Source organism: Klebsiella sp. HC6, from assembly GCF_022605325.1.
GTDB classification, from domain to species: Bacteria; Pseudomonadota; Gammaproteobacteria; order Enterobacterales; family Enterobacteriaceae; genus Klebsiella; species Klebsiella terrigena.
The window spans coordinates 3479301-3499316 of sequence record NZ_CP093276.1 but is presented as its reverse complement, the minus strand read 5'-3'; the positions used below and the strand labels follow the sequence as shown (position 1 = coordinate 3499316).

The following is a 20016-nucleotide window of genomic DNA, read 5'->3' as shown; positions in this document are numbered from 1 at the left end:
GCTATATACTGCTATCCGGACCGCGCTCGCCGCTCTGTACCGGATTTTTAGGATCGCTGCTCCACTCGTACCAGCCGCCGTCGTAGACCGAGACGTTTTTCCAGCCCATCGCGCGGGCGTACATAAAGGTCTCGGAGGCGCGCCAGCCGGTTCCGCAGTAGAAAGAGACCTGCTGATCGGGGCGAATATTCCACTGCTGCCACATGGCGGTAATGTCGTCGGCGCTGCGCATGGTGCCATCCGGATTATGGAAATCCTCCATATGGGTGGAATCGCTTCCCGCATGGCCCCAGCGCGCGCCGGCAATCTCACCTTTGGGCTTGATATAGCTATAGCCGCTGGTGGTGCCGATAAACTCCGGCCACGAGCGAATGCTGACCAGCGAGGCATCCTGACGATGCAGCAGCCCGCGCGCCTGCTCCATATCCAGCATCAGCTGCGGCTGTCCGGGGATAGCGGCGCCAAAGTCCGGCTCCGGCTTCTGCTTCGCCGGCATGCCGCGTTCGACCGGCAGCCCGGCGTCGGACCAGGTTTTCCAGCCGCCGTCGAGCAGGCGAACGTCCTTCACTCCCGCATACAGCATGATCTGCGCCACGCGCGCGGCGGCGTAGACGTCGCGACCGTAGAGAATGACCGTGGTGTCATGACGAATGCCGTTTTTTGCCAGCAGGGCCTGCAGCTGTGCGTCGGAGACTTTGTTCCACAGCGGTTCGCTCTCCACCTCGTTGGTGTCGATATAGCCGGCGGCGGGAATATGGTTCAGCAGGTAAAATTTCGGCGCGCCCCAGGCGGCTTCAAAAACTTTCCACTGGCCGGCGGGGGCGGCGGCAACCGCTTTACCCTGCTGCAGATCGTGCAGCCACTGGGGGTAGACCAGCTGTTCGACGTGCGGCAGCTTTTGCAGGCGCGCGGGCTGGCTGAGGGCGTCGCTGAGGGTGTTGATATGGCTAAAACCCGCGGCTTTCAGGCGAGCGGCAACCCGGGCATTGTCCTCGTCGCTACCGTACAGCGCGACGGGCGTCGCGGCCTGCAGACGATGTTGGGCTGCCCATGCGCCGAGCTGCTGGTCGTTCATGGCGCCCAGCCAGCTGGCGGAGAGGTTTAGCGCCTGCGGCTCGTGGCCCTGCGGGCCGCCGTTGGCCTGCGGCCAGCCGTTATAAAACGCGCTCAGGCGGGTATCGATGGCGACGCCGTGCTGTTGTTGCAGGGCGGAGTGCGTCAGCGCCGGCATGGCGTCAGCAGCGAAAGTAGAGGAAGCAGCAAGCCCAACCAGCAGGGCGAGCGCGGTCAATTGAGAAACACGTTTCATCGAAATGCCCGACAGTAGAAAATTGAGCGGCTATTCTCCTCGCTCCCGGCGGCGAATTCTTTGCGATAACGCAGGTCAGGGTGGTTTTCATTGCCAGCGGCTCATCTGCAGGCAGCGGCCGGCGGCGGGGATATCGTGGCCGTCGTGGGTGACCAGCACCGCCGGGATCGCCAGCCGGGCAAGCTCGTCGAACACCCAGCGGCGAAAATCGGCGCGCAGTCCGGCATCGAGGCGGTTAAACGGCTCGTCCAGCAGCAGCGCCAGCGGCCGGGCCAGCAGCGCCCGCAGCAGGCTGACGCGCGCGCGCTGTCCGCCGGAGAGCGTCGCCGGATCGCGAGGGTAAAACCCCGTCAGCCCGGCGCGATCCAGGGTTTGCTCCACCAGGGCGCGCCGTTCTGCGCCGCGAACCTCAGGCGCCACCGCGAGCATCAGGTTTTGCCCGACGCTAAAGCCATCGAACAGCAGAGCATCCTGAAAAAGAACGCCGATTCGCCGCCGCTCGGTGGGGAGTCGGTCGCAGCGCTCGTCGCCCAGCCACAGTTCGCCTGCGGCGTGAAAATTCTCGTCAAGCGCGCCGGCCATCCAGGCAAACAGCGTCGATTTCCCGCTCCCGGAGGGGCCCATCAGCGTCAGCACTTCCCCAGGGGCGACGCAAAATTCAACGTCCCGCAGCAGCGGCCTGCCGTTGAGCGTCAGGGTCAGGTTATTCACGGTCAGCACTAGCGTAATCCTCGTCGGTAGCGGCCCGCCAGCCAGGCCAGCAGGGCGGTGAGGGTAAAGAAGAGCGCGGGCAGCAGCAGCTGCCATAATGCCTGAGCGGCAAGGCTTTGCGTATCCCCGCCGCTGCTCAGCGCCACGGCTTCGCTGGTTAACGTCGGCGTGCGTCCGGCGCCCAGCCAGAGCGTTGGCAGATACTGGGCAATGCTGACCGAGAAGCCAACCGCCAGCGCCGCCAGCAGCGGGCGAACGAGCAGCGGCAGCTTAACCAGACACAATATCCGTCCGCGTCGCCAGCCGAGCGTGCGGGCGATCAGCTCCATGCGCGGATCGCGGTTGCGCCATGCCGGGCGCAATATAAACAGCATCCACGGCACGACCCACAGCAGGTGGCCCCACAGGACGGTGAAGAGCCGTCCGTCCAGCCACGCGTAGAGCGCCAGCTGATACTGACCGTCCGCCAGCGGCAGCGCCGGGAGAAGCGGCGGCAGCCAGATCCAACCGTCGCTGCGGGAAGGCCCATACTCCAGCCACAGCAGGCAAATGATGCCGCCCAGCGCGCAGGAGAGGAGCGCCAGGGTCAGGCTATTGGCGACGCTGGCGCCTGCCGGAACGGCGGTTTGCGCGACGGCGGCGAGAAACAGGGCGCAGAGCAGGCCGCTCAGCGGTACGGCGATGGCCACGACGCGCCCGACGCCCGCGTCGGAGCGGAGACGCCGCACTCCCCGCAGGTCCGGTATCCGCCGACGCCACAGGCGCCAGGCTCCCCACGCGCCGGCGGCCAGCAGCCCCAGAATACCCACCAGCAGCAGGCTGGCGAGCGCCCCTTTTGCCTGCTGCAGCTCGTCTCCCTGGTTTAGCCACTGCCAGGCCAGCACCGCCAGCGTTGGCGGATTTCCCGGACCGAGGATGAGCGCGACGTCTACCGCCGACAGGCTCCAGGCGGTGGTGGCGAGCAGGATAATCGCCAGCGAGGGCATCAGCGTCGGCAGAATAAGCCAGTGCAGGCACTGCCAGCGGCCGTAGCCGAGGCTCTTCAGCACCGTGACCTGCTCAGCCAGCCGCTTTTCGCCCATCAGGCCGTAGATCGCCCACAGCAAAAAGCCGCTCTCCTTCACCGCCAGCGTCAGGCCGAGCCCCAGGCCGTAGCGATCGACGGCGGGCGTGCAGAAGGTACAGACCCGATACCACCAGCCGCCTTCGGCAAACAGCAGCAGCGCGGCGGTGGCGAAGGCCACGTGCGGCACCGCCAGCAGCAGCGGCAGACGCCCGGCCAGCCGCCGCCAGCGTCGGGAGGGCCACAGCGCCCCGGTGACGGCCAGGGTGAGCAGCAGCGCGCCGCCGACCGACAGCAGGGTTGAGACCAGGGTTGCGCTGAGCGCCTGCCACAGCTGCGGATCGGCAAACAGCGCCTGCCAGCGGGAGAGGCGCAGCGCGGGGGCAAGCATCAGCCCTGCCGCGGGCAGCAGGGGCAGATAAATCAGCCCCATCGCGCCCCACGCCAGCAGGCTCAGCGTGTGCCGTAGCGGCGCAGCCATTCCTGCTCCAGCGCGTCAACCCAGGCGGCGTGCGGTTCCGCCAGTACCGGCGGCATATTCTGCGGCATCAGCCGCCGCAGGGCATCGCCCTCGGCCGGCGGCAGAGCCTGCGGGTCCAGAACGCTCGGATCGCCCCATACCGCGGGATCGGCCTTGCGCAGCTGCGCCGCCGGCGACAGCAGAAAATTCGCCACCACCTTCGCTCCCGCCGAGGCGCGGGCGTTGGCCGGGATCGTCACAAAGTGCACGTTGCCGAGGGTGCCTTTGGTGAAGCCAAATCCGTAGCTATCCTTCGGCAGCTCGCCGCTGGCGGCCTTTTGCTGCGCATGCAGCGGGTTAAAGGTGAGCGAGAGGCGCAGGGTGCCGTTCGCCAGCATGGTATCCATGCGCGCCGCGGAGGGCGGGAAATCGCCGCCTTCGCGCCACAGCAGCGGATGAAGCTCGTCGAGATAGCGCCACAGCGGAGCGGTGACCTCGGCAAAGCTCGCGGCCTGCGGCGGCTGGCGAAGGGCGTCGGGCTGCCGGGTCAGGTCGATAAGCAGCTGCTCCAGCAGAGCGGTACCGATGAAGTCCGGCGGGCGGGGATAGGTGACGCTTCCCGGATGGGCGGCGGCAAACGCCAGCAGCGCCTGCGGGTTTTTCGGACCGTCCGGGGTTTGCGAGCGGCGGGCGATAAAGGTGAGCTGGGCGCTGCCCCACGGCGACTCCGCGCCGTCGGTGGGCATGGAAAAATCCTCGCTGACCGGCTTCTGCCGATCGACATAGCGCCAGCTGGGCAGCGCCTGCGCCCACCCGGTTTGCAGCAGCCCGGCGGCTTTCAGGGTGTGAAAGTTCTCGCCGTTAACCCACAGCAGGTCAATGGAGCCGCCGCGGCTGCGTCCGGCCCGCGCTTCGGTCTGGATCCGCCTGACGGCATCGGCGGCATCGGCAATATGGACGATCCGCAGGTCAATCGCATAGTCGCGCTTAACCGCTTCGCTGACCCAATCCAGGTAGCGGTTGACCGCCGGATCGCCGCCCCAGGCGTTAAACCACACCGTTTGCCCGCGCGCCTGCGCTTCGGTCTGCTGCCAGCTCTCGCCGGCGCTGACCGCCAGCGGCATAAGCAGCAGCGCCGCCAGCCAAATCCAACAACAACGCATACTCACTCCTTATGATTTTGAATCTGCAGGCCCGGAGGTCGGGATCCGGCACAGGCCCTGCGCCGGGATGGCCATGGCGGAATTAAAGCGCGCGGAGAGGTTTTGCAGGCCGATCAGCGCCGTCAGCTCGGTGAGCGCCCGGGCATCAAAGCGTGCCGCCAGCCGGTTGCGCAGCGCGTCGTCAACGGTGGGGGGCGTCAGGCTGGCGGCCTCGGCATATTCCAGCGCCAGCCGCTCGCTATCGCTGAACAGCCCGCTGTGCCGCCAGTCGGCGACCGCCAGTAATTTATCGCGGCCGCCGCTGCGTTGCGCCAGCTTCATCTGCGTAATATCAATACAAAATTCGCACAGGCACATCTGGGCAATGCGCGCGCTGACCAGCGAACGCAGCACCGGGTCGAGCGGCGAGCGTCGGCGTTCGAGATAGCCGACAAACATCGACACCAGGTAAAAAATAAACGGAATGCGCCCCCACCAGCGGATCGGGTTGAGCACCTCCCCGTAGTGGCGGCGGTGCAGCCAGGCCTGCGGGCGGAGGATCGGCGGAACGGAGTCCAGCGGCGGCAAACTCATGGTGAATTCCTCTTTTGACGTTCAGAATAGCGCGCTTTGGCGACAGCGATAACCACCGCCAGCGCCAGCAAAATAGAGAGTCCGGTGACCAGCCAGAAGGTCCCGCCGGTTAACAGGCTGCCCGCCCAGGAGTAGACGATGGTGGCCGGTAGCTGGCCGACGCCGGTGGCGATCGCAAACTGGCGAAAGCGAATGGAGGTCAGGCCGGCGGCGTAGCTGATGGGATCGAACGGCACAAACGGCAGCAGCCGGCAAACCAGCACGGTGTGCCTGCCGTAGCGGTCAAAAAAGGCGTCCATGCTGCGGAGGATCGTTTTTCCGGTCAGCTTCTCAACCGCCTCGCGGCCGAAGACTCTGGCGATGAAAAAGCACAGCGCCGCGCCCGCCATCGCGCTGGACCAGGAGAGAAGGCCACCCCAGAACGCGCCAAACAGCGAGGCGTTAGCGAAGGTGATTAAAAAGGCGGGCAGCGGGGCGACCACGGCCTGCAGGATCATGAGGGCGAAAGAGACCAGCGCCGCCTGCGGGCCGTACGAGCCGATAAAGCGCTCAACGGCCTGCGGGTCCAGCGCCGAGAACGCCGCCAGGCTGCGCTGAATAAACTCATTCGCGGCAGGGACCCGCCAGCCGATGAGCAGCGCGGCGGCCAGCGCGACGACGGTCACGAGCCGATAGTAGCGAAACGGGCGCGGTTTATCGGGTCTCATCCTCAGCCTTGATATTATCGGGTGCGATCCGCCGACGGCGGGCAAACATTTTCGCCGCCTGAACCAGGCCAAACAGCGCCATGCCGGCGAGGCTCAGCTTAAGCATAAACGCGAGGGTCATGCCCTCCCTGGCGAGCTCGCTGGCCATCAGGGTATAGATAAAGATACCCGGCAGAGTAGTGAGCGCGGAAATAAGCGTAAATGACCAGAATGAAATGGCCGTCAGGCCATAGGCATAGTTTTGGATATTATACGGAAACAGCGGAACCAGCCGCGTCAGAATTAAAAAATCGCTGCCGTTACGGGCAATGCCGCGCTCGATTGCCCGCAGCGTTGCCGTATCGCCGGCGTATTTCAGCAGCGCGTCGCGGCCCAGCCAGCGGGCCAGCAGGAATGAAAGCGCAGAGCCAACGGTGGCGGCGCAGAGCGATAAAAGCGTGCCCGTCAGCGGGCCAAAGACAATACCGCCCACCGCCACCAGAATAGTGCCGGGGATCAGGCACAGCGTGGCGACAATAAATAGCGCGATATAGAGCAGATAGCCGAAGGCGCCGCTCTGAGCGATCAGCATCTGCAGATGGCGGAAATGGGTCAGCAGCCCGCCGAGGCCGAAGTGATAGACGGCGCCGGCGGCAGTGCACAGCAGAATAGCGGCAAGCAGCAGTTTATATTCAGCGGGATAACGGCTTCTTTTGCATTGGGGGCCTCCTGTAAAAACCGCGCCCCTTGAGTCTGTTCTCGGGAAATAACGGTGCGCGCGACAGTATAGTAAATCGCGCAGCGCAACAACGGATTACCGCCGCTTTGTTGATTTTGCTCAGGATAATCTGACTCTCCGCCCGGCAGAGGGCGGAGAGTCAGGTCTGCGGGGTTACGGCTTAAAGGTGGCCCACACCGGCGCGTGATCGGAGGGTTTTTCCATCGCGCGAATTTCGTAATCAATGCCGGTTTCGACGCAGCGCTGCGCCAGCGGGGTGCTGGCCAGCAGCAGATCGATACGCAGGCCGCGATTGTCGTCGAAGCCTTTAGAGCGGTAGTCGAACCATGAGAACTGCTCGTTGCTTTCCGGGTTGGCGTGGCGCCAGGTATCGACCAGGCCCCAGCCCAGCAGGCGCGCCATCCACTCGCGCTCCTCCGGCAGGAACGAACATTTACCGGTGCGCAGCCAGCGCTTGCGGCTCTCTTCGCCGATGCCGATATCGAGGTCCGTCGGGCTGATGTTCATATCGCCCATAATCAGCACCGGATTGTCCTTTTTCAGCTCGTTATCGAGGTAGTCCTGCAGGTTCTGGTAAAAAGCCGCCTTGGCGGGGAATTTTGTCGGATGATCGCGGCTTTCGCCCTGCGGGAAGTAGCCGTTAATCACCGTCACGTTGCCGGACGCGCTGGGGATTTCCGCCATGATAATGCGGCGCTGGGCCTCTTCATCGTCGCCCGGGAAGCCGCGACGGACGCTAACCGGCGTCTCTTTGGTCAGCAGGGCGACGCCGTAGTGGCCTTTCTGCCCGTGGTAGAACACGTTGTAGCCGAGCTTTGCCACCTCTTCGAGAGGGAACATGTCGTCGTGAACTTTGGTTTCCTGCAGGCCAATGACGTCAGGCTGATGCTTGTCGACGATGGCGGCCAGCTGATGCGGGCGCGCACGCAGGCCGTTGATATTAAAAGAGACAAATTTCATAGTCGCTGCCACTGTGCTAGGTGAATAGTGCAGGGATGTTAGCAGAAATTCGGCGGGCTGGCTGCCGGAAGGCATTTTATTGTCCGCCGCGCCGGGCGCAGGGCGGCGAATGGCCAAATCCTGCACCATTCTGGCGCGTCCCGCGCCAAAAAAGGGCGAATATCTACGATAAATTTCGTAGAGGATCACAAATACAGAATTATATCTTACTGATGAATAAACTATCTGTTTTATTCACTGTTCATCGGCCTTTATCGGATTGTTATTCACTATTTATGCATTTAATGTGAATATTTCACTTTTGTAAGCCATTGATATTCCGCGATCTACCTCAGTTTATGCATTTTTTCCTCTGGCTGGCACGATGCGTGCAATCTACATTTACAGCGTAATCACTCATAATATTTAACATTATTCATACTTTTTATTTACCGGAAGAGGTCGATATGTCTCAGTCAATTACGCGCAGCAACTTTGATCAATGGATGATGCCGGTTTACGCGCCGGCGGCGTTTATTCCGGTACGCGGTGAGGGCTCACGCCTGTGGGATCAGCAGGGGAAAGAGTATATCGATTTTGCCGGCGGCATCGCGGTGAACGCGCTGGGGCACGCGCACCCTCGGCTGGTTAACGCGCTGACGGAGCAGGCCGGGAAGTTCTGGCATACCGGCAACGGCTACACCAACGAGCCGGCGCTGCGGCTGGCGAAACAGCTTATTGACGCCACCTTTGCCGATAGGGTCTTTTTCTGCAACTCCGGCGCAGAGGCCAACGAAGCGGCGCTGAAGCTGGCGCGCAAATACGCCCACGACCGCTACGGCAGCCAGAAAAGCGGCATCGTGGCGTTCAGGAATGCGTTCCACGGCCGGACGCTGTTTACCGTTTCCGCCGGCGGGCAGCCGGCCTATTCCGCAGACTTTGCGCCGCTGCCGCCGCAGATCCAGCACGCGGTCTATAACGACCTGGACTCCGCCCGGGCGCTGATTGACGACAATACCTGCGCGGTCATCGTCGAGCCGATGCAGGGCGAGGGCGGCGTGGTGCCGGCGGACCCGGCATTCCTGCGTGGTCTGCGCGAGCTGTGCGACGCCCACAATGCGCTGCTGATTTTCGATGAGGTGCAAACCGGCGTCGGGCGCACCGGCGAACTCTATGCCTACATGCACTACGACGTGACGCCGGACGTGCTGTCGACCGCCAAGGCGCTGGGCGGCGGCTTCCCGATTGGCGCGCTGCTGGCCAGCGAAGAGTGCGCCAGCGTGATGACCGTGGGTACCCACGGCACGACCTACGGCGGCAATCCGCTGGCCTGCGCGGTCGCCGGCGAGGTGCTGTCGATTATCAATACGCCGGCGGTGCTGAACGGCGTTAAGCAGCGCCACCAGTGGTTCAGCGAGCGGCTGGAGGCGATTAACGCCCGCTATGGCCTGTTCAAAGAGACCCGCGGCCTCGGGCTGCTGATAGGCTGCGTGCTGAAGGATGAGTACGCCGGTAAGGCCAAAGCTATCAGCACCCAGGCGGCGGAAGATGGGCTGATGATCCTGATTGCCGGCGCGAACGTGGTGCGCTTCGCGCCGGCGCTAATAGTGAGTGAGGAAGAGGTGAACGCCGGTCTGGATCGCTTTGAGCTGGCCTGCCGCCACTTCCTCGCGGGAGCGTCATCATGATGGTTATCCGTCCGGTGGAACAGGGCGATCTGGCGGGGCTGCTGACGCTGGCGGGTGAAACCGGCGGCGGCCTGACCTCGCTGCCGGCCGACGCAGCGACGCTGGCGGCGCGGATCGATCGCTCGCAAAAGACCTGGCGCGGCGAGCTGCCGAAAAGCGAGCAGGGCTACGTTTTCGTCCTTGAAGATACGGCCAGCGGCGCGGTGGTGGGCATCTGCGCGGTCGAGGTGGCGGTGGGGCTGAACGATCCCTGGTACAACTACCGCGTCGGCACCCAGGTTCACGCCTCGAAAGAGCTGAACGTCTACAACGCGCTGCCGACCCTGTTTCTCAGCAATGACCACACCGGCAGCAGCGAGCTGTGCACGCTGTTTCTCGACCCGGCGTGGCGCAAAGAGGGCAACGGCTACCTGCTGTCGAAATCGCGCTTCATGTTTATGGCCGCCTTCCGCGAGCGCTTTAATGAAAAAGTGGTGGCCGAGATGCGCGGCGTCATCGACGACAGCGGCTACTCGCCGTTCTGGGAGAGCCTGGGCAAGCGCTTCTTTGCGATGGAGTTTTCCCGCGCTGACTATCTGTGCGGCACCGGGCAGAAGGCGTTTATCGCCGCGCTGATGCCGAAGCATCCGCTCTATATCGACTTTTTATCCGATGAAGCGCGGGCGGTCATTGGCGAAGTGCATCCGCAAACCGCCCCTGCGCGGGCGGTGCTGGAGAAGGAGGGTTTCCGCTACCGCAACTATGTCGATATTTTCGACGGCGGCCCAACCCTGGAGTGCGATATCGACCGGGTGCGGGCGATTCGCAAAAGCCGGCTGGTCGCCGTGGCGGAAGGACAGCCGGCGCCGGGCGAGTGGCCGCTGTGCCTGGTCGCCAACGAGCAGTATCAGCAGTTTCGCGCGATGCTGGTGCAGGCCGACCCCGATACCGACCGTCTGCTGCTGAGCGCCCGCGAGCTGGATGCCCTCAAATGCCACCCCGGCGACCGTATCCGCATGGTGCGCCTGATCCCCGAGGAGAAAAAGTGATGAGTCTATGGATTAACGGCGACTGGCAAACCGGGCGCGGCCCGGCCCGCAGTAAAAGCAACCCGGTGAGCGCAGAGCCGCTGTGGCAGGGTAACGACGCCGACGCCGGGCAGGTTGCGCAGGCGGTTGAGGCCGCCCGGCGCGCGTTTCCGGCGTGGGCCAAAGCGCCGCTTCGCGTGCGCCAGGCGATCGTCGAAAAGTTTGCCGCCCTGCTGGAGGCCAACAAAGCGCCGCTGACGGCCATCATTGCCGCCGAAACCGGCAAGCCGCGCTGGGAGGCGGCGACGGAAGTTGGCGCGATGATCAATAAAATTGCCATTTCGCTCAAGGCCTACCACAGCCGTACCGGCGAGGCGCACACCGCCATGGGCGACGGGTCGGCGACGCTGCGCCATCGGCCGCACGGCGTGCTGGCGGTATTCGGTCCGTACAATTTCCCCGGCCATCTGCCAAACGGCCATATCGTACCGGCGCTGCTGGCGGGGAATACGGTAGTGTTTAAACCGAGCGAGCTGACGCCGCAGAGCGGCGAGGCGGTGGTGAAGCTGTGGGCCGAAGCGGGCCTGCCGCCGGGCGTGCTGAACCTGCTGCAGGGCGGGCGCGAAACCGGCGAGGCGCTGAGCGGCCAGTCCGATATTGACGGGCTTCTGTTCACCGGCAGCTCCGCTACCGGCTTTCAGCTGCATCGCCAGCTGGCCGGACAGCCGGAGAAGATCCTCGCGCTCGAAATGGGCGGCAACAACCCGCTGATCGTTGACGAGCCGCAGGATATTGATGCCGCCGTGCATTTGACCATCCAGTCGGCCTTTATTACCGCCGGGCAGCGCTGCACCTGCGCTCGCCGTCTGCTGGTGAAGCGCGGCGAGGCCGGAGATGCGTTCCTGGCGCGATTGGTGGCCGTCGCGCAGCGGCTTATTCCCGGTGCGTGGGACGCGGAGCCCCAGCCGTTCCTCGGCGGTTTAATCTCCCCGCAGGCGGCGCAGAAGGTCCATCAGGCCTGGCTGCAGCACGTCGCCAGCGGCGGCAAAACGCTGCTGGAGCCGCGGCTGCTGGAGGCTGGAACCTCGCTGCTGACCCCGGGGATCGTCGAGCTGACCGACGTTGCCGGGGTGAAAGACGAAGAGGTCTTCGGTCCGCTGCTGTGCGTCTGGCGCTATGACGAATTTGAGCAGGCGATCGCGCTGGCCAACGCCACGCGTTTTGGGCTCTCGTGCGGGCTGATTTCTGCCGAGCGCGAGAAGTTTGACCAGCTGCTGCTGGAGGCGCGGGCCGGGATCGTAAACTGGAACAAACCGCTGACCGGCGCCGCCAGCACCGCACCCTTTGGCGGCATCGGCGCGTCGGGCAACCATCGTCCCGGAGCCTGGTACGCGGCGGATTATTGTGCCTGGCCGATGGCAAGCCTGGAGTCTCCGGAGCTGACGCTGCCGGAAACCCTCAGCCCGGGCCTCGACTTCCGGCAAGGATCGGCCCGATGAACGCGTGGGAAGTGAATTTTGACGGGCTCCCCGGCCTGACGCACCACTACGCCGGGCTCTCCTTTGGCAACGAGGCTTCGACGAAGCACCGCTATCGGGTATCGAACCCGCAGCTGGCGGCGAAGCAGGGACTAAAAAAAATGAAGGCGCTGGCGGACGCGGGCTATCAGCAGGCGGTGATCCCGCCGCAGGAGCGGCCGAACGTCGCGCTTTTGCGTCAGCTTGGTTTTACCGGCAGCGATGCGCAGGTGGTGGAGCGTGCCGCGCGGCAGGCGCCGGATCTGCTGTCCGCGGCCAGCTCCGCTTCTTCAATGTGGGTGGCCAACGCCGCGACGGTGTCGCCTTCTGCCGATTCGCTGGATGGCAGAGTGCATCTGACCGTCGCCAACCTGAACGACAAATTCCACCGCGCCAGCGAGGCGCCGACCACCGAGGCGCTATTGCGCGCCATTTTCCCGGATGAACGGCGGTTTGCCGTGCATCCGGCGCTTCCGCAGGTGGCGCTGTTTGGCGACGAAGGCGCGGCGAACCATAACCGCCTCGGCGGCGAGTACGGGGCGCCCGGTCTGCAGCTGTTTGTCTATGGTCGCGAGCAGGGAGGTGACGCTCTGCCCGCGCGCTATCCGGCGCGCCAGGCGCTGGAGGCCAGCCAGGCCGTCGCGCGGCTCAATCAGGTTAACCCCCGGCAGATCGTCTTCGCCCGGCAGAACCCGGCGGTTATCGATAAAGGCGTTTTTCATAACGATGTCATTGCGGTGAGCAATCAGCAGGTGCTGTTTTGTCATGAGGAAGCGTTTGTCGATCAGCCGCAGCTGCTGCACCGGCTGGCCGGACTGGTGGCCGGATTTACGCCGGTGGTGGTGCCGACCAGCGCGGTGACGGTTGAAGAGGCGGTAGCGACCTACCTGTTTAACAGCCAGCTGCTGAGCAAACCCGGCGGCGCGATGCGGCTTATTTTGCCCCAGGAGGCGCAGGAGCACGCCGGAGTCTGGCGCTATCTGAACCGGCTGCTGGAGCAGGACAACCCCATCGATGAGCTGCAGGTCTACGATCTGCGCGAGAGCATGGCCAACGGCGGCGGCCCGGCCTGCCTGCGCCTGCGGGTGGTGCTAACGGAAGAGGAGCTGCGGGCGGTTAATCCGGCGGTGCTGATGAACGATCGCCTGTTCATCGCGCTCAACGATTGGGTCGAACGTTACTACCGCGATCGTCTGACGCAGGCGGATCTGGCGGACCCGCAGCTGCTGAGCGAAGGACGCGAGGCCCTTGACCGGCTGACGCAGATTATGCAGCTCGGTTCCGTTTACCCGTTTCAGCAATAGAGGTGGCGCAGTGGACGACTTTCTGAGATTAACCCTCGCGGGGCGTTTGCCCCATCATTTTCACGGCGAAACGGCGCACTTCCGCTGGCACTGGCTGGACCACGGCGTGCTTCAGCTCACGCCGCACGCGCGCTGCGAGCGCGCGCTGGTGCTCTCTTCCGGACTTCACGGTAATGAAACCGCGCCGGTAGAGATGACCGACATCCTGCTGCGGCAGCTGTTCAGCGGCGAGCTGCCGCTGCGCTGGCGGCTGCTGGTGGTGTTGGGCAATCCTCCGGCGCTGCGGGCCGACAGGCGCTATCTCGATAGCGACATCAACCGCATGTTTAGCGGACGCTGGCAGAGCTTCCCCGCCAGCGATGAAACGAGGCGGGCGCGGCGGCTGGAAACGGTGCTGACGCGGTTTTATGCCGACGCCGGCGACGCGCGCTGGCATCTCGATCTGCATACCGCGATCCGCGGATCGCATCACCTCCGCTTTGGGGTGCTTCCGGCGCGACCGGCGCCGTGGGATGACGCCTTCCTTAGCTGGCTGGGCGCGGCGGGGCTGGAGGCGCTGGTCTTTCATCAGCAGCCGGCAGGCACCTTTACCCACTTCAGCAGCGACCGCTTTGCGGCGCTCGCCTGCACCCTTGAGCTGGGCAAGGCGCTGCCGTTTGGCGCGAACGATCTGACGCAATTTGCCGTTACCCAGCGCGCGCTGATGCGTTTACTGGTCGGCGACCTGGAGGTAGAAGAGGGGCACGAAGCGCTGCGCTATCGGGTGGTACAGCAGATCACCCGCGCCAGCGAACGTTTTCAGCTGCATATGCCGGCGCAGACGCTTAACTTTACGCCGTTTAGCGCCGGGACGCTGCTGGCGGAGGACGGTGAGACCCGCTACGTGGTGGAAAAGGCCGAGGAGTACGTGCTGTTCCCGAACCCTTCGGTCGCGCTGGGCCTGCGCGCCGGGCTGATGCTGGAGCGGCTGCCCTGAACATAAATACGCCCGCTGCCTGACCGCGGCGGCGTAAATTTTCACCGCCGGTCGTCTTGTATAGTCTTATTTTTTCGTGCGCTGACGTTTGATTGCAGATTATTCCTGGCTAACCGCTTTGTTTTTAATCTCCGCTGCTTTATAATCTCCATGATTTCTTTATAAAACAGCTTCTTAATTATTTTTCGTTGCAATTCCCTCCTCATTTTCCTTATTTTCTTCACAATTGGTGAGAAAATGTTTTTTACACTTTCATTGTTTTACGCTTGCTCTGACTAATTGACGATAAACGCCGTAAAGTTTATCTCGTCAACACGGCACCAGGCCGTGAGAATAACTTAAAGTAAGGACTGAATATGAAGAAGATTACTGCTCTGTTTGTTGCCTCTACTCTGGCCCTGGGTGCCGCTAACCTTGCTCACGCTGCGGATACCACCGCCGCCCCGAGCGACAGCAAACCCATGATGCACCATAAGGGAATGCACGGCGGCCCGCACGAAATGATGTTTAAAGGCCTGAACCTGACCGATGCGCAGAAACAGCAGATCCGCGACATCATGAAGAGCCAGCGCGAAAATATGAAACGTCCGTCTCTCGACGAGCGCCGCGCGATGCATGAGCTGATTGCCAGCGATACCTTCGATAAGGCGAAAGCGGAAGCGCAAATCGACAAGATGGAAGCGCAGCATAAAGATATGGCGCTCTCTCGTATCGAAACCCAGAACAAGATTTACAACATTCTGACGCCGGAACAGAAAAAACAGTTCAATGCTAATTTTGAGAAGCATCTGACAGATCGTAAAGCGCCGGAAGGTAAAATGCCTCCATCTGCTGAGTAATTCAGCCCGCGGAATGAAGACCGCCGGTTCTGCCCAACATACGCCGTCAGGCTTTGGGCAGGACCGGCGGTTTTTTCGTTTGTCAGGGCGCCGGCTGAAGCGGGTGGAGCGTAAAATCGCCGCGCAGCAGCGGCTTGCAGAGAATTTTGTAGCCGTCATGATCGAAGCCCGCCGGCAGCTGCGTCAGCGCTTGCGCCTGCGCTAGCGTCTCGACCGCCCCCAGCCACAGCCAGTTATGAATCACATGATAGCGGGTCATATCGGGCCCTTTCTCTTCCAGCGCAACCGGGCCCGGCCAGGGCCAGCATACCAGCCGCATCTGCGCCATACTGGCGTGCAGCCGCGCGTTGTGGGCTTCTACGCTCTCTTTACCGCAGCAGGCGCCGGCGCATCGCCCGAGCGCGGAACGAAAGCAGGCCCGGCCGCGGCTGAGCGGTTCCAGCCCCAGCAGCCCGTAGCACAGCCGGTGTTCATCGGCGAGGGTGGTCAGCGCCTGCAGGGCCGCGCGGCGGTTGGCGAACAGGCCGTACAGATGCTCCTGGCGGGAAAAGTCCAGCTCGCGGGCATACGCCACCTGCGGGCGGGCGTCGCTCAGCAGCAGCGAGCAGAGCTGTTTCGTGCGCCGTAGCCGCTTGTTGAACAGCGGCTGCTGCTGCTTAATCAGCTGCGCTTCGAGCAGCAGCGCACCGAGCTCGCCCGCGGTACGATGCCAGCTAATGCGCCGCGCCTGGCGCAGCATGGCGGCTTCGTCCGGGGTGCGCAGATGCGACAGCACCCGGCTGCGAATGTTGACGCTTTTACCGATATAGAGCGGCAGGGTGTCGCTTTCGCCGTGAAACAGATAGACGCCCGGCAGGCTGGGCAGAGACGCTAGCCAGGGACGCAGATGTTCGGGATATGCATAAATTGCCGCCGCTTCAAACTCCAGACGCGGGGCGGATTGCCTTCTGACCACAGTGGCTCCTGATGCTGTTTATTTAACCAGTATAGCAGCCAGGGGAGAGGGCGAAAAGTGCAATAAATAGCCCCGGCCGGCGCCGGGGCGATGGGGAAGGACTATCTCTTCCAGAAGTCGTCGAAGACGGTAATCGGTGTCCGGCGCTTGTGTTCCGTTTTCAGATACCAGCCTTCGATAATTTTGGCCGTCTTCTCGTCGAGGGTTTTTCCTTCCAGATAGTCGTCGATATTATCGTAGGTGACGCCCAGAGCGGCTTCATCCGGCAGGGATGGGCGATCGTCTTCCAGATCGGCGGTCGGCAGCTTCTTGTACAGATGCTCCGGACAGCCCAGCCGCGCCAGCAGCTGTTTACCCTGACGCTTGTTGAGGCGGAAAATCGGGTTGATATCGGTGCCGCCGTCGCCGTATTTGGTAAAGAATCCGGTGATCGCTTCCGCCGCATGGTCGGTGCCGACCACCACGCCGTGGGTCATGCCGGCGATGCTGTACTGCGCCTTCATGCGCTCGCGCGCTTTTTCATTGCCGCGAACAAAGTCGCTGAGCTCAATCCCGGCTTCCCGCAGCGCCTGTTCGCTGGCCAGCACCGCGCCCTTAATATTGACCGTCAGCACGCGATCCGGCTGAATGAAGGCGATGGCATCCTGGCAATCCTGCTCATCCGCCTGCACGCCGTAAGGCAGGCGCACGGCGATAAACTGGCGGCTGTCGTCACCCTCTGCCCGCAGCTCATTAATAGCCTGCTGGCACAGTTTACCGGTAAGGGTTGAATCCTGGCCGCCGCTGATGCCGAGAACCAGCGCCTTAATAAAGGGATAGGTCTGCAAATAGGACTTCAAAAAATCTACGCTGCGGCGGATCTCGCCGTCTGTATCGATCTGGGGACTGGCACCCAGAGCCTGAATAATTTCTTGTTGTAGCGTCATCGCGCCCTCCGGAAAGTGAATCTGTTTGGCAACCAGCATGGCTTAAAGCTACCTCTTTGCCGTTGAAACGACAAGGATCGACGTTTTGAGTGCTGCAAAAGAAGGCAATCAATGACATACGATTTTTTTATGGTACGCGCGGCGGCCCGCTGGCGGCACGCTGCGGCGGGCTAATCCGGCATATCGCACCGAAATTTCGCTTAAATCGACCTTCGGCTTGAAAAATAACGATATTTATTCCAGGCTTATTCACACGCCAAATAAAAGAGGACGGAATATGAATAAGAATTTAGCAGGACTTATGGGCGCAGCGGCAGTACTGACCATGCTGGCTGGTTGTACAGCCTACGATCGGACTGCAGACCAGTTCACACAGCCGGTTGTTAAAGATGTCAAAAAAGGGATGTCGCGCTCCCAGGTACTGCAGGTGGCGGGCAAACCGTCATCTGAAGTGACGATGATCCACGCCCGCGGCACCTGCCAGACCTACATCCTGGGTCAACGGGATGGTAAAATGGAAACCTACTTTGTCGCTCTTGACGAGACCGGTCACGTGATGAACTCCGGCTACCAGACCTGCTCGGAGTACGATACGGACCCGCGCAACAGCAAGTAGTACGTGATACTGAGCTCTACGAATGCCCGACCCCTGGTCGGGCTTTTTTATGCGTGCGGATGCTTATTTAATTGCGCGAATTATTTGAGGGAAATGTGAAGGTAGTCAAAACGCGAGGTCAATGAGAGACAATTTTGTTTAACCAGGAATTATCCAGGTGCCGGGGGATGCCGTATACTCAATGCATAAACAATATCAATTGAACAGTGACAGGCCTTACCCGGTTCTTCGGCATAATATTCTGCCAGGAGGCCGCCAGGTTCTACAAATTGAGGAAGCGTTCATGGAAAAGAAACATATTTATCTGTTCTGCTCGGCTGGAATGTCCACTTCGCTGCTGGTATCCAAAATGCGTGCCCAGGCTGAAAAATATGAGGTGCCGGTCATTATTGAAGCATTTCCTGAGACCCTCGCCGGGGAGAAGGGGCCGGAAGCCGACGTGATTTTGTTAGGCCCACAGATTGCATATATGCTTCCCGAGATTCAGCGGCTGCTGTCCAATAAGCCGGTGGAAGTGATCGACTCTGCGCTGTACGGCAAGGTTGATGGTTTAGGTGTACTGAAAGCGGCCGTTGCGGCCATTAAGAAAGCTGCTGCACAATAATTTAATTTTAAAACTCACCTTTCGGGCAACGGGTAAAGTCAATTTCGCTTTCACGAAATATGTACGCTGCCGGCTGCCCGAATATTAAAGAGTTTATTTTCCCGTCAAAGAGTAATTTCATCATTATGCCGTAATCGCACTATTACGGCTTTTAAAGGGTATTGACTATGAGTAAAGTGATTGACTCGCTTGAAAAGGTACTCCTTCCTTTTGCTGTTAAAATAGGAAAGCAACCGCATATTAATGCGATTAAAAACGGTTTTATTAAATTAATGCCGCTGACCCTCGCCGGGGCCATGTTCGTATTAATTAACAACGTATTTCTTAGCTTTGGTGAAGGCTCTTTCTTCTATTCAATGGGGATCCGCCTGGATGCTTCAACCATTGAAACCTTAAACAGCTTTAAGGCCATCGGCGGCAACGTTTATAACGGTACGCTCGGCATTATGTCGCTGATGGCGCCGTTCTTCATCGGCGCGGCGCTGGCGGAAGAGCGCAAGGTTGACCCGATGGCCGCCGGGCTGTTAGCCGTCGCGGCATTTATGACCGTCACCCCCTATAGCGTCGGCGACGCCTACGCCGTGGGCGCCAACTGGCTGGGCGGGCAAAACATTATATCGGGGATGATCATTGGTCTGGTGGTGGCGGAACTGTTCACCTTCGTTATTCGCCGCAACTGGGTCATTACGCTGCCGGACAGCGTGCCGTCATCGGTATCGCGTTCGTTCTCGGCGCTGATCCCGGGCTTTCTGATCCTGTCGATCTTCGGCATCGTCTCCTGGCTGCTGGCCTCGTATGGCAGCAACTTCCACCAGATTATTATGGACTCCATCTCCACGCCGCTGGCGGCGATGGGCAGCGTTGTCGGCTGGGCGTACGTTATTTTCAACTCCCTGCTGTGGTTCTTTGGCGTACACGGTTCGCTGGCGCTGACCGCGCTGGATAACGGCATCATGACCCCGTGGGCGTTGGAAAACATTGCGCTGTATAACCAGTATGGCTCCGTTGAAGCGGCTATCGAAGCGGGCAAACAGTTCCACTTCTGGGCCAAGCCGATGCTCGACTCCTACATCCTGCTGGGCGGTTCCGGCGCGACTCTGGGCCTGATTATCGCCATCTTTATCGGCTCACGCCGCGCTGACCATCGTCAGGTTGCTAAGCTGGCGCTGCCGTCAGGCATCTTCCAGATTAACGAACCGATCCTGTTCGGCCTGCCGATTATCATGAACCCGGTGATGTTTATCCCGTTCGTACTGGTGCAGCCAATTCTGGCGGCCATCACCCTGGCGGCCTACAGCATGGGGATTATTCCACCGGTGACCAACCTGGCTCCGTGGACCATGCCGACCGGCCTCGGCGCCTTCTTTAACAGTAACGGCAGCGTCGCTGCTCTGCTGGTGGCGCTGTTCAACCTGGGTGTCTCGACCCTGGTCTACCTGCCGTTTGTCGCGATTTCTAACAAAGCGCAAAGCACCATCGAGCAGGAAGAGAGCGAAGAAGATATCGCTAACGCACTGAAATTCTGATGTCGAGCGGTACGGGAGGCTTCCCGTACCGCCTGAGAAATGAGGGAATGCTATGTTTGATCTGGACCATATCGAAGCAACAGAGATGCCCGAGAATGACCTCGAAGAGGTGGTGATGGGGCTGATTATCAACTCCGGACAGGCCCGCAGCCTGGCCTATGCCGCGCTGAAGCAGGCGAAACAGGGCGACTTCGCCGCCGCGAAAGCGATGATGGAGCAGTCGCGGATGGCGCTGAGCGAAGCCCACCGCGTACAGACTCAGCTGATTGAGAGCGATGAGGGCGAAGGCAAAATGAAGGTCAGCCTGGTGCTGGTTCATGCGCAGGATCATCTGATGACCTCAATGCTGGCCCGCGAACTGGTTGCCGAATTGATTGAGCTCCATGAGAAGGTACAATAGGCCATCTACACGATG

The 20016-nt window shown here is 61.5% G+C and carries 20 protein-coding genes; 10 read left to right on the top strand and 10 right to left on the bottom strand.

The genetic code is table 11. From position 1 onward, the window contains the following. Nucleotide 1 precedes the first annotated feature (1 nt). The 8 genes from MMW58_RS16895 to xthA form a co-directional block, all read right to left on the bottom strand. Nucleotides 2–1309, bottom strand: coding sequence for a sulfurtransferase (locus MMW58_RS16895; protein ID WP_241721682.1), 1308 nt, complete (start codon nucleotides 1307–1309; stop codon nucleotides 2–4). Nucleotides 1310–1396: 87 nt separating this feature from the next. Beyond that, nucleotides 1397–2029, bottom strand: coding sequence for an ATP-binding cassette domain-containing protein (locus MMW58_RS16890; protein ID WP_241721681.1), 633 nt, complete (start codon nucleotides 2027–2029; stop codon nucleotides 1397–1399). Beyond that, nucleotides 2029–3564: an ABC transporter permease family protein gene (locus tag MMW58_RS16885; RefSeq protein ID WP_241721680.1), complete on the bottom strand. Its 1536-nt coding sequence runs from the start codon at nucleotides 3562–3564 to the stop codon at nucleotides 2029–2031. Before MMW58_RS16885 ends, MMW58_RS16890 begins: the two co-directional genes overlap by 1 nt. Next, nucleotides 3537–4706, bottom strand: a complete 1170-nt coding sequence (locus MMW58_RS16880; protein WP_241721679.1) for an ABC transporter substrate-binding protein — start codon at nucleotides 4704–4706, stop codon at nucleotides 3537–3539. The genes MMW58_RS16885 and MMW58_RS16880 overlap by 28 nt, the downstream gene beginning before the upstream one ends. A gap of 9 nt (nucleotides 4707–4715) precedes the next feature. Further along, nucleotides 4716–5279 carry a carboxymuconolactone decarboxylase family protein gene (locus MMW58_RS16875; RefSeq protein ID WP_133597731.1) on the bottom strand — a complete coding sequence of 188 codons (564 nt, stop codon included), beginning with the start codon at nucleotides 5277–5279 and terminating at the stop codon, nucleotides 4716–4718. After that, nucleotides 5276–5986 carry a TVP38/TMEM64 family protein gene (locus MMW58_RS16870; protein WP_241721678.1) on the bottom strand — a complete coding sequence of 237 codons (711 nt, stop codon included), beginning with the start codon at nucleotides 5984–5986 and terminating at the stop codon, nucleotides 5276–5278. The genes MMW58_RS16875 and MMW58_RS16870 overlap by 4 nt, the downstream gene beginning before the upstream one ends. Continuing rightward, nucleotides 5973–6557, bottom strand: coding sequence for a TVP38/TMEM64 family protein (locus tag MMW58_RS16865; RefSeq protein ID WP_241721677.1), 585 nt, complete (start codon nucleotides 6555–6557; stop codon nucleotides 5973–5975). The genes MMW58_RS16870 and MMW58_RS16865 overlap by 14 nt, the downstream gene beginning before the upstream one ends. Before the next feature lie 300 nt (nucleotides 6558–6857). Then, the gene (xthA, locus tag MMW58_RS16860) at nucleotides 6858–7664 is read right to left on the bottom strand and encodes an exodeoxyribonuclease III (RefSeq protein ID WP_241721676.1); all 807 of its coding nucleotides are present in this window, start codon (nucleotides 7662–7664) and stop codon (nucleotides 6858–6860) included. A 446-nt stretch (nucleotides 7665–8110) separates the two neighbouring features. Here xthA and astC point away from each other — a divergent pair, with 446 nt between their 5' ends. The 6 genes from astC (at nucleotide 8111) to spy (ending at nucleotide 14974) form a co-directional block, all read left to right on the top strand. Next, nucleotides 8111–9331: a succinylornithine/acetylornithine transaminase gene (astC, locus tag MMW58_RS16855; protein ID WP_241721675.1), complete on the top strand. Its 1221-nt coding sequence runs from the start codon at nucleotides 8111–8113 to the stop codon at nucleotides 9329–9331. Next, on the top strand, nucleotides 9328–10359 hold the full coding sequence (gene astA, locus MMW58_RS16850) for an arginine N-succinyltransferase (protein ID WP_128878404.1): 1032 nt from the start codon (nucleotides 9328–9330) through the stop codon (nucleotides 10357–10359). Before astC ends, astA begins: the two co-directional genes overlap by 4 nt. Next, the gene (gene astD / locus MMW58_RS16845; RefSeq protein WP_133597743.1) at nucleotides 10359–11837 is read left to right on the top strand and encodes a succinylglutamate-semialdehyde dehydrogenase; all 1479 of its coding nucleotides are present in this window, start codon (nucleotides 10359–10361) and stop codon (nucleotides 11835–11837) included. Before astA ends, astD begins: the two co-directional genes overlap by 1 nt. Beyond that, complete coding sequence (gene astB, locus MMW58_RS16840; protein ID WP_241721674.1) at nucleotides 11834–13159, top strand: N-succinylarginine dihydrolase; 1326 nt, start codon at nucleotides 11834–11836, stop codon at nucleotides 13157–13159. Before astD ends, astB begins: the two co-directional genes overlap by 4 nt. Nucleotides 13160–13169: 10 nt before the next feature. Next, nucleotides 13170–14135 carry a succinylglutamate desuccinylase gene (astE, locus tag MMW58_RS16835; RefSeq protein WP_241721673.1) on the top strand — a complete coding sequence of 322 codons (966 nt, stop codon included), beginning with the start codon at nucleotides 13170–13172 and terminating at the stop codon, nucleotides 14133–14135. 356 nt (nucleotides 14136–14491) lie between these two features. Further along, complete coding sequence (gene spy / locus MMW58_RS16830) at nucleotides 14492–14974, top strand: ATP-independent periplasmic protein-refolding chaperone Spy (RefSeq protein WP_133597749.1); 483 nt, start codon at nucleotides 14492–14494, stop codon at nucleotides 14972–14974. Between the two features lie 82 nt (nucleotides 14975–15056). On the opposite strand, the gene cho is transcribed toward spy, so the two are convergent. Next, nucleotides 15057–15929 carry an excinuclease Cho gene (gene cho, locus MMW58_RS16825; RefSeq protein WP_241721672.1) on the bottom strand — a complete coding sequence of 291 codons (873 nt, stop codon included), beginning with the start codon at nucleotides 15927–15929 and terminating at the stop codon, nucleotides 15057–15059. Between the two features lie 101 nt (nucleotides 15930–16030). Further along, on the bottom strand, nucleotides 16031–16855 hold the full coding sequence (gene nadE, locus MMW58_RS16820) for an ammonia-dependent NAD(+) synthetase (protein ID WP_045855467.1): 825 nt from the start codon (nucleotides 16853–16855) through the stop codon (nucleotides 16031–16033). Between the two features lie 277 nt (nucleotides 16856–17132). Here nadE and osmE point away from each other — a divergent pair, with 277 nt between their 5' ends. The 4 genes from osmE (at nucleotide 17133) to chbA (ending at nucleotide 20001) form a co-directional block, all read left to right on the top strand. After that, nucleotides 17133–17471, top strand: coding sequence for an osmotically-inducible lipoprotein OsmE (gene osmE, locus MMW58_RS16815; RefSeq protein WP_041145135.1), 339 nt, complete (start codon nucleotides 17133–17135; stop codon nucleotides 17469–17471). Nucleotides 17472–17754: 283 nt separating this feature from the next. Further along, entirely contained in the window at nucleotides 17755–18075 is a 321-nt protein-coding gene (gene chbB / locus MMW58_RS16810) for a PTS N,N'-diacetylchitobiose transporter subunit IIB (RefSeq protein WP_041145136.1), read from the top strand. A 167-nt stretch (nucleotides 18076–18242) separates the two neighbouring features. After that, nucleotides 18243–19601: a PTS N,N'-diacetylchitobiose transporter subunit IIC gene (chbC, locus tag MMW58_RS16805; RefSeq protein WP_132510810.1), complete on the top strand. Its 1359-nt coding sequence runs from the start codon at nucleotides 18243–18245 to the stop codon at nucleotides 19599–19601. Nucleotides 19602–19653: 52 nt separating this feature from the next. Continuing rightward, a complete protein-coding gene (chbA, locus tag MMW58_RS16800; protein WP_041145138.1) occupies nucleotides 19654–20001 on the top strand; it encodes a PTS N,N'-diacetylchitobiose transporter subunit IIA in 348 nt (115 codons plus the stop codon). Nucleotides 20002–20016 lie beyond the last annotated feature (15 nt).